Origin of the sequence: Saccharopolyspora sp. NPDC049357 (assembly GCF_040677225.1) — a bacterium.
Taxonomy (GTDB): domain Bacteria; phylum Actinomycetota; class Actinomycetes; order Mycobacteriales; family Pseudonocardiaceae; genus Saccharopolyspora.
On sequence record NZ_JBFAQJ010000016.1, the window covers coordinates 128508 to 139791 of the forward strand.

The window sequence follows — 11284 nt, forward strand, 5'->3', positions numbered from 1 at the left end:
CGAGTCACGCCGAGGCCGTTCGCGCACGGACGAGGGCGTGGGGGCTGACGATGGCGATCATGGTTCCGGAAGAGGTCGGAAACCTCTTCATGGTCTTGACCGGTGAGAAGTGGCCGCAGATCAATGAAGATCAACTTCGGAAGCTGTCGGATTCGTGGCGCAACACCTCCGCACGGCTGCGAAGCGAACTCACGCCAGAACTCGCCCAGGCCATCAAGCTCATCCGCTCGGAGTTCTACGGCAAGGCGGCGATGCGCTTCGCCGACCGGATGGCGCCGTACGTCGAGAGCAACGGCTACATCGAAACCGCGGCCACCGGTTACGAGCAGATCGCCGGGTTCCTCAAGCAGCTCTCGGTGCAGACCGAGTACGTCAAGCTCGTCAGCCTGCTGTCGCTGATCGAGCTGCTCGCCGAGATCGCCTGGGCCATCGCGATGGCCGGCCCCACCTTCGGCGCCAGCATGGCCTGGCTCGCCGGCCGCTACGCCATCGTCCGCTTCCTGCTCAAGAACATCTGGGGCCGGCTGCTGATGCGCGTCATCCAGGCGCAGGTCTTCGGCATCGCCTTCCAGGTCGCCATCGACGCCGCCGCCCAGGGCATCCAGATGGCCAAGGGCACCCGCGACGACTGGGACGAGGACTCCACCAAGCAGGCCGCAGCCGTCGGTGCGCTCGGCGGTGCGCTGGCCCTGCCCTTCGCCGCGCTCGGCGGCGCGATGGGCAACATGCTCGCCAAAGGCCTGGTCAAGGGCGTCGGCGACCAGATCGACAACGACATCCTCAAGGCAGCCGCGGAGGCCGCGTCCAAGAACTTCGCCGACGACTTCCCGAAGGCGCCGTCGCTGGCCAAGTTCGCCACGCAGGTCTCCGACCACATGAACACCCACATCGCCCGCGACCTCGGTGCCCACACGCCCGGCAACTACGCGGGCATGAGCCTCAAGGGCATGTGGGCCGAGAAGTTCGGTCGAGGTCTGGCCGACGCGGTCGAGGAGGGCCTGCACGAGTTCTTCACCGAGGGCCTCTACAGCGCGATGACGGGCAAGGGCTTCCAGGCCAACCCGTACTCGTTCACCGCGGGCATGTCCGCCGGTCTCTCGGAGAACCTGGGCAGCGTCATCGGCGCCGGCATCTACGGCAACCTCACCCCGGGCAGCGGTGAGAACCCGTTCCTGGCCGCGCAGCGCGAGGGAGACGGTCCCAACTCCGACACCTCGCCGCTGCTGGGCGGCGATGGCGACCTGGACACCTCCGACATCGACAGCGACGCCCAGAGCATCTCCTCCGACGGCGGTCTCGCAGGGGGAGGGGGCGTCGCAGGCGGCGGATCCGATGGTTCGAAGGGGCAGGGGAACCAGGGCGGGGGAAGCCGCGGGCCGGAAGGCACCGGAACGAACCCGTCGTCGCTCGGGCAGTCCCAGACGCAGGTCCCGGGCCAGTCGGGCGGTCAGAACGCCCAGTCCGGCCCGGGTTCGGACGCGTCGAACGGGTCGATCACCGAGTCGCAGACCCAGGTCCCGACGCAGCCGGGATCGGAGACCGGCGATTCGTCGGGGTCGGAGACCGTCAGCGTCGGCGCCGGTGGCACGGACGGTGGGCTCGGGAACTCGTCACCGTCGAACTCCAGCCCGGAGATCTCGCCGGGGCTTCCGCCGTCGAGCACTTCGTCGAACCCCGAGAGCTCGCCCGGCCTTTCGCCGCCGAACCCGTCCGACGCGGACATCTCGCCAGGGCTCCCACCGGCCGTACAGCAGTCGAACACCCATGGCGCCAGCGGGCTTCCGCCGTCCACACCGGAATCCACGTCTCCCATCCAGGGTGATGCGCAGGGCACTTCCGGTCAGGTCAACGACGGGGATTCCAGCGGCGCCCAGACGCCGGTGAACTCCGGTGCTCAGCAGTCCGGTCATATCACCCCGGACGGGCCTGACTCGGCCGCGCAGGGCACCGAATCGACCTCGCAGTCGAGCTCGTCGGGCACCAACCCGGCGCAGCCCGCTCCGCAGAACAACGCGCCGCAGCAGAGCGGTTCGGACCCGACGGCGCCGCAGCAGTCCACAACGGACTCCGACTCCACCGCCGCCACCACACCGGAGAGCGCTCCGCAGAACGCCGCCGAGACGCAGCCGACGACGACACCGGTCGGCACCGGCGCGGACACCGCGCAGGTCGACCAGACCGGTCAGGTCGCGCCGAACTCGGCGCAGTCGCAGACCGACCTGGCCCAGCACCAGGTGAACGAGACCGGACAGCAGGACCTGTCCGGCGACAGCACCACCTCGACCACGCCCGAGAGCTCGACCGACTCGCAGACCGACGGTCGCACTCAGCCGGACGGTCAGACGCAGTCGAACACCCAGGCCCAGGACGCGAACGACCAGGTTCAGCAGAACGAGCAGACCGGCAACGGTGCCGTGACCGGCCAGCAGTCCATCGGCGGGATGGCCGGCACGGGACAGACCGGGCAGACGCAGACATCGACGAGCACCGCGACGAACTCGACCACCCCGACGAGTTCGACACCGTCGCAGAGCCAGCCGCAGTCGGGCGCGAACTCGTCGACCACGCGCGGTGGCACGACCGGCACCGGTCAGGCCTCCCCGTCGGTCACCGACGTGGCGGCCACCTCGCAGACCGCGGTGCCGGAGATCCCCGGCTCACCCGCCACCGAGTCCTCGGAGGCCACGGTCACCGTCGACTCCAGCGGCAACGTGGTCGAGAACTCGCAGAACCAGGAGACGTCGGAGAGCACCGCGAACGACCAGCAGTCCCAGAGCCGGGACACCGGTCGGGAGCAGCAGTCCACTCAGGACCAGAGCACGTACCAGGACACCAACGGCGACCAGAGCACGGCGCAGCAGGAGCAGACCCAGCAGGGCACCGACACGACCGCGAGCGACGACCTCTTCGCCGCATTGGACCAGGACCCGCAGCTGGACCTGACGCTGAGCGACCCGTCGCAGGTCACCCCGGCACCGGTGCTGCCGGAGACGGCGCGGGCCGCGGATTCCTTCGCCGTCGACATGACCGCGCACGTCGACGAGACCCCGCGTCCCGCGGAGCTCACCCGCGACGGCGTCATCTCCAACAACTCCCGGCTGCTGCCCAGCGACGGCGTGTGGTCCCCGAACCAGAACGCGCCGCTGGCGGCCAACGTCGCCGCCAAGATCGACGTCGCCCCACCGGTGCGAGCGGGGCTGCAGCAGCAGTTCCAGCAACTGGTCGACACCCGCGGCGAGCTCGGCCTGCTGCAGATCCTCTCCAGCGGACGCAGCTTCCAGGTGCCCACCCGCGACGGCGTGCAGAGCGTGTTCGTGCGGATGGACCCCGACACCGTGGCGCCGGTCGCCACCTCCGACACCGCCGTGCACAACACCCCGGCGCAGAGCAGCAAGCACGAAGGCGCCAGCCGGTCCATCTCCAGCCACGGGGTTTCCCGCAAGCTGAGGCAGAACGCGGTCGTCGGCTGGGTGGACTCGGCGATCGAGGTGGCGGCGACCTCGCTGAACCTGCGCGTGATGCCGTTCCTCGGATGGGGCGAGAGCCGCAGCAACACCGTCTCGGACAAGACCGGCAACACCAGGGAACGCACCGCGAAGCTCGGCGGCCACCACAAGGCGTTCGACGTCAACTTCCAGGTCCAGTGGGAGTCCGACGGCAACCGGGGCAGCTCCCGGTTCGATCCCACGGTCCGCTTGGCCTACCCGGAGACGGTCCTCGAGAAGCCCCGGCCGGCACCCGCCCCCGCCGACACGAACCCGACGACCACCGCCCCCGACGTGCCGGGCGCCCAGAACGCCCCGGCTCCGCGCGCACCGGTGCCGGTGCCCGCCGACGTCCAGCAGCTGATCGCCAACCTCGACGGCTACGCGGGCATCGGCGACCTCAACCGCAACGTCATGTCCACGCTGCCCGACTGGGTCCGCGAGGACACCGCGCTCCGCGACGGCGTTGCCACCAAGGTCGACACCGCGCAGTTCGTGGAGGAGACCTCCGAGGGTCTGGTCAACGGCATCGACATCAGCCAGCGCACCACCTACCCCAAGTGGCTGCGGATGCCGGGCAAGAACTGGTCGAAGCACCCCGAGGTCAAGGTGAAGGTCGAACCGCAGGTGCGCGGTTTCGAGAAGATCGGCGACCCGCAGCTGATCCGCACCGGCGAGATCCTGCGCAACACCAAGGACACCAGCGTCTCCAACGGCATCGGATCGCGCGCCGTCGGCGGCATCCGCCTCCGGGGCCTGTTCACCTCGGGCGAGGCGAAGATCGACGGGCACGGCAGCCCGCTGCAGATCGGTCCCATCGGCGTCCTCTCGCTCACCTCCAATCGCCAGGAGTCCCAGACCGGCCGGGAAGCGGGCACCAACAAGGACAAGTCGCTGGAGAGCGACGGCGCCCAGCGCTACCGGATCGATCTGTCGCTGGCCGCGGAGATCACCTCGCGGCCGGGTGGCAAGGCCGAGTCCGACCCGGTCGCGGTGCAACCCACCGACGGCGCCACCTACGTGTGGGTCCGCAACGAGGACGTGCCCGAGTTCGAGCGGCTGCTCAACGACGCCCTCAACCCGAACGGCACGACCCCCACCGCCCAGCCGACCACCGCGCCCGAGCACGGCGAACGCATCCGCACCGTCCTCGACGGCGAGGGCATGTTCAAGAACGTGGTCCGGGTGGGCGGAACCGGACAGCTGCGCGACCAGGCCCGACAGCACATCCAGCAGCAGCTCACCTCGCGGGGCGTGGACATCGGCGCGGTCGACTGGAACCAGGTCAACCGCGACCTGAGCAGCTTCGGCCCCTACAAGGTGATGACCAAGTTCGACGACCTCACCGGCGACGGCAAGCCGGTGACCGTCGACGTCACGGCCGGCGGGCGGAAGTTCCACTTCGAGCTCACCGCCGACCTCGGCGACGTGACGGGACGGCGCACGCTCGACAACGACGTCAGGTTCAGCGCCACGCGCAAGCACGGGAGCGGCTGGAAGACCGGGTTCAAGACCAGCTTCGGCGTCGGCGCGCTGCTGGCGGGCATGGTCCGCACCACGATCCGGCCCGCCGGGTACGGCTCCAACAGCTACGTCGGCGGCATCGCCGGGCTCGGCGGCAGCTGGAGCCGCGGCAAGTCCAGCGGGCACGGCGACAGCCTCGAATCCGAGCAGCGCATCAAGTACGAGGGCAAGGCCGATCGGGTCACACGCGACATCACCTGGGACCTCAAGGCCACCGACACGTCCGCGCGAAACCCGTTCAGCCGCAGGACGCAGCCCACCGAGATGCAGGTCCCGGGGCACGCGGACTACCGGGTGGCCAGCTTCATGCTCGACGCCGACGCCGGCTGGAACCCGGGCGACCCGGAGCCCGCCGCCACGCGCGACCTCGACGACGGCAACCGCGCCGACATGAGCAACACCGCTGTTGTCTCTGTGGTCGACCTCTACGGCAAGGCCAACGACGCGTTCCACGAGATGCAGCGCGACGCCGTCCGCAGCGCCAAGGAAGGCAGGTTCGAGCGGTTCCGCCGCTGGATCGCGCACACCGGCAGCACCGACCCGAAGCACAGCAACCCGAAGCACCTCGTCGACGTCGACCCGCAGTGGTGGCAGACCCGGCTCGCGGGCATGTTCCACGCGCCGCAGGTGCGCGACGACGGCGCGCACGGCGGCGTGCTCTTCGACCGCATGCAGCGCGGCGCGTTCGAGATGCGGGTGCACAACGAGCGGCCGCTCGGCCCGGTGCCCGGCAACTCGACGTGGGAGACCACCAACAGGACGGGCGTGTCGATCTCCCACGGCACCAGCAGCGGCACCGAGGGCGAGGTCGGGCTCAACTTCTGGGGCAGCATGGCCGACGCCGGAGCCGGCGCGTCCATGTCGACCGGACGTGGGACCGATGATTCGCTGGGCGGCTCCACCAAGGCCGCCTCGCAGGTGAAGACGCCGATGCAGCTCTACACCGGCGACCTGGTGCTCTCGGTGCGCGCCGACGCGTGGCAGCAGCTGTTCGGGCAGCCGAACCACCGCTGGGACGCGATCAGCCCCTACCCGACCGGGGCGCAGAGCGATCACGTCGAGATCGTCGTCCCCGACGGCCTGCTCTACGTCAGACCGCAGAACCCGGTGACCACGCACGCGGACGGCCGGCTCACCGAGGACCTCCCGTTGCTGCGAGACCTCGGCAAGGGCCTGGACCGCTCCGTCGTCGTCGCCGGGTTCACCCGGGACGCGCCGGACCCGGCTAGCACCCAATCCGATCAATCGCAGAGCGACCAGACGCAATCCGATCAGTCGCCGCAGCCGGGAACTCAGGACCGCTTGTCGGACGACGCGATCCGCGCGCTCTGGCACGCCGCGCCCGAGCTCTTCCCGGGCTGGACACCGGATTCCGGTCGCCCGGCACCGCTCTTCGACGCCACCAACGCGCTGCGCGCGCTCGACAACCCCGCCGACGTCCGCGAGATGCTCAACGGCGGCTGGCAGCGCACCACGTTCCGCTCCCGCTGGTTCGGCTCGGACTACTACACGTTCACCGCGACCGCCGAGCAGCAGCCGGGCGCGGAGATCATCGACCGCGGCGACGTGGCGACCGGCGGCTACGCCGAGACCCAAGGCGTGCGCGGGCAGGGCCAGGACTCATCGCGCGACGTGGCCACCTCGCTGTCGCTGACCGCGTGGCCCATCGTCCCGACGACCGCCAACGGCGGGGCCATCGCCCCCATGCCGGTCGTGGGCTGGTCGAACCAGAGCGGCACGCAGCAGGCCAACGAGGTCGGCACGTTCGGCCAGGACCGCTCGGACACCGACGACCACGTCGGCGTGCGGGCGCCCGTGAAGATCAACTTCACGGTGCACCGGTTCCGCGTCCCGCCGCTGCTGCTGTCGACCTTCACCGAAGGCTCGGTCGGCTCCAGCGCCTACCGCCACCCCGAACTGCGCGAGGTGACGCTGCCCCCGCAGGTGTCCCAGACCCAGGGCAACGTCGACCTGAGCCTGCCCGAATTCCTGCTCGACCAGCCGACCGACCACACTCCCGCCTCGACCGGCCGCGACATCACCGACACCGCCAAGCAGACCCCGTCCTTCCAGCTGGCCAAGGGAACCAGGGACCCGCAGCTCACCGAGCAGGTGGTGGACGCCATCGTCGACGCCCGCGGGCACAAGGACCTGGTGAACCGCTGGTTCGGCGAGGGAACACCGAACCGGGGCAAGATCGACACGCTGTTCTCGCCGGACATGATCGTCCCGAACATCGGCCACGACCGGCGGCTGCTCAGCGACGACGGCTACACGACCTCGTTCAAGGTGCACGACCGGTTCCTCTCGGTGGACTACGAGGTGCAGGTCAAGCCCCGGCTGACCGATCCGCAGTTCATGCACTCCTGGACCGAGGCGCAGCACGAGGAGAAGCACGGCCAGGAAGCCGGGCAGTCCTCCAGCGACGCCAACGCCCGCAGCGCTGACGCCGGCCTGGGCCTGATGGCCATCCACGGCACTAACTGGAGCAACGCCGAGAACGCGGCCTCGCGCGGTGTGGCGGGCTCCGAGACGGCAGCCGCCGCGCTGGAGCAGAGCCACAACTCCCGCACCCGCCAGCAGGACTGGCGCCGCTACACCGCGATCCCGCACTACGACGTGGTGATCCGCTCCAAGCCGCACTTCGCGCCCTCCTGGTCCGAGCACCGGATGGAGGGCCCGAACGGGTTCACCGCCACACCGGTCGAGTTCGACGTCCGCGAAGGCGAGCACACCCCGTTCGACAACCCGCCGCGGAACGCCCCCGCGACGCCCCGGACCGCACCGGTCCCCACCGCCCAGGACACGGCCGCGGGGAACACCCGGACGCCCGAGCAGGCGCAGCAGGAGATCCAGACACTCGAGGACCAGATCGCCGAGCTGACCTCGCAGTACGACCGGGTGACCAACAGGATCAACCAGCTCGCCGACGCCGTGCGGGCCATGGCCGAACCGCACCTCGACGGCGGGCCGCGGCCCGACCCGCGCCAGGTCGAGATCATCCACCGCGCGGGCATCGAGGTCACCGAGCCGGACGTGCAGCGGCTCGACCAGCTCGGCAGGCAGATCGCCGAGAACGAGTTCGAGCTGCAGGACCTGCGGCGCGACATCGGCCCCGGAATCCCGCCGAACACCGCTCAGGACAACGGAATCCACCCGGACGAGAGCAGGACCGACACCGACGGCCGGCGCTTCGACCGGTCAGGCAACCTGCTCGAACGAGGGCAGGACGGGCAGTGGCGCAAGCAGAAGTACTTCGCGCTGCCCTGGCTGGACGACAACACGATGGTGCTCGGCGTCCGGCCCGAGACCAACCCCTACACCGGCCAGCCCAACCACATGGGCGGATTCCCGACCGTCCCCGGCGGCACCGCCCAGCAGCACCACGGCACCGGCGGAGACATCGTCGGCGGCGCGCTGTCGAACCAGATCGCCCAGGACCTGCGCGGCACCTACCAGCTCACCGGCCACGACGGCATCGCGCACTCCACCCCCGGCAGCGGTAACGCGAAGGCCGATGCGCACTACATCCCGGTGAACCTGGAACGCACCGGAAGCACGCAGTCCACCACCGGCACCCAGGAGACCGGGCGCAGCGTCGAGATCGACGTCCGCGACCTCGGGGTGACGAAGCAGAGCACCGGCCGCGAGATCCTCGCCGCCGTGGCCTACGCCTCGGGCATCGACGACTTCGGGTCGCAGCGCGCCGCGGAGTTCTTCGCCGACCCCGCCAGCGCCCAGATCGCCGAGTCCATCCGCGACCGGCTGCCGACCGCAGCACCGCAGCTCGCACCGGTCCAGCAGCCGGTGGCCGACCAGCCCGTGGACGTCGACGAGCCGTTGCCGACGTTCACGGTGGAGGCCGAGCGGTGGAAGCCGCTGGACAACGCCTTCGTCTTCGGCAACACCGACGGGCAGCCGAGCGTCCAGCGCGGCCCGGGAAGCGGCATCCGGCAGGAGATCCGCTACAGCCTCACGCCGGAACCGGGTCGCTGGAACCTGGAGACGAAGCTGCACCTGCGTCCGGCTGATGGCGTGAGCGCGGCGGATCTGGCGGCGGTGCGCGCCAACACCGCCGCGGGCATCGAGCAGCTGGTCAACCAGCAGGCCCACCTGCTGCCCGGACCGGACGTCGAGGCCCACGCCAACGTGGTCTTCGTCGACGACCCGGCCGATGCGGACGGTGTCGTCGAGGTGGTTCCGGGTCGGCCGGATGATGTGCAGAATCCGATGGATCAGCATCGGTGGGCGGCGGGTGCCACTCCGTCGGAGTTCACCCACGAGGTCATGCACTTCTTCGGTGTCCGGGATGCTTATCCGCATCCGCGTCAGCTGCTGAACACTTCGGACAGCCCGGTGCCGGGCGATCTGATGGACACCCGCCAGGAAGGTGTCGATTACCGGGTCCTGGATCGGCACATGCAGCAGATCATGGACATCGCTTCGCCGCACCTGCCTGGGTCTTTGGTGACCGATGGTGTGGTTCCGCCTTCATCGGGTACCACGACGTCCTCCCCGCGCGAGACCAACCCGGCCGACGTCTCACCGGCGGTCCCACCGAGCGACCGGCCCCGCAGGCACCGCGGCAGCCACCACGACCCGTACGCGGGCTCGTCGCGGCCCTCCCGCTCGTCGCACGCGCCGCGTTCGCACAACCCCTCCTACGCGACCACCTCGTCGCCCGCGTACCCGACCGGCCCCGTCACCCTCGACAACCCGCAGTTGCGGGCGAATCCGCCGCGTCCGACGTGGATGTACCGGGGCGATACGCGTCCGCCGGAGGAGATCTTCCGCGATGGGATGACCTCGTGGGGCCGGGACTACAACCTGGTCAGTCACGTGCACGGCGGTGACGCCGCGCGCAACTCCGGCTACGTGTCGGTGACTCCGAGTGCGACGGCGGCGCACCAGTTCGTCGTCCCCGACGGCGGCGAACCGGTCCGCCACAACGGTCGCTGGTACGTGCCCATGTCGGGGCAGATCTACCAGATCCAGTCCTCCGGCAACATGATTCACATGGCGTCGCAGAACCTCCCGCAGGATCTGCTGGACCGCATGCAGTACCAAACCGAGTGGGACTCGGTGCGTCACGTCGACCGGCGCAACATCCACTCGGCGATGACCGTGAGCGGGCACTTCCACCAGGGGCCCGATGGCCGTCGCACGATCCTGCCAGGCACGACACCGAGGCTCACCAACGTCGACAACGACGGATTCGTCGACGGCTACCGGGGTTACGACCCGCACGCCGACCGGGACAGCGGGTTCACCCGCGACACCGATCTCGGACTCGGTCGTTCGCCCAGGCGGCGCTCGCCGTCCGACGACGGTCACGACCCGGCCACTACGAGCTCGTCGTCCTACTACCCGAGGTATTCGAGCTCGTACGACAACTACTACGACCGGAGGCCCGGACTGCCGCCCAGCGCGGAGAGCTCCAGCACCGGTTCCCAGACGTCTCCCGACGTTCAGCAGAACGCCAACGACGAGGTCGCGCTCGACAACCCGCAGCTGCGGGCGAATCCGCCGCGACCGCAGTGGATGTACCGGGGTGACACGCGTCCGCCGGAGGAGATCTTCCGCGACGGCATGACCGCCTGGGGCAGGGACTACGACCTGGTCGCCCACGTGCACGGCGGAGACCAGGCCATGAGCTCCGGCTACGTGTCGGTGACCCCCAGTTCCGTTGCGGCGCACCAGTTCGTGGTGCCCAACGGCGGCCAGCCGATCCAGCGCGACGGCAAGTGGTACTTCCCGATGGCCGGGCAGATCTACCAGATCGAGTCCTCGGGCAACATGATCCACATGGCCTCGCAGAACCTCCCGCAGGCGCTGCTGGACCGCATGCAGTTCCAGACCGAGTGGGACGCCGTCCGCCACATCGATCCGGAGAACATCCACTCCGCGATGACCGTCGAGGGCTACTTCCACCAGGGCCCCGACGGCAAGCGCACCATCCTGCCCGGCACGACGCCGAACCTCACCAACGTCGACAACGACAACTTCGTTCCGGGCCACAGGGGTTACGACCCGCACGCCGACCAGGACAGCGGATTCACCCGCGACAGCGACCTCGGACTCGCCGAGGACTCCCAGGCCGGTCGCAACACCGACTCGGCCGACATCTCGCCCGGTCTGCCGCCGTCGGACGGGTACTCGTCGCGCCGGTCGCACGAGTCGTCGCGGTCGCATCACTCGTCGAGGTCGCATCACTCGTCGCATTCGCATTCGTCGTCGGGTCGGCCGTCGTATTCGACGTACACGGCGGTTCCGTC

General features: G+C 69.8%; 1 protein-coding gene. It reads left to right on the forward strand.

The window, feature by feature from the left end; genetic code table 11:
• Positions 1–50: 50 nt before the first annotated feature.
• Positions 51–11284, forward strand: an 11234-nt coding sequence (locus AB0J91_RS16335) for a hypothetical protein (RefSeq protein ID WP_363869161.1), incomplete at its 3' end; no start/stop codon positions are given.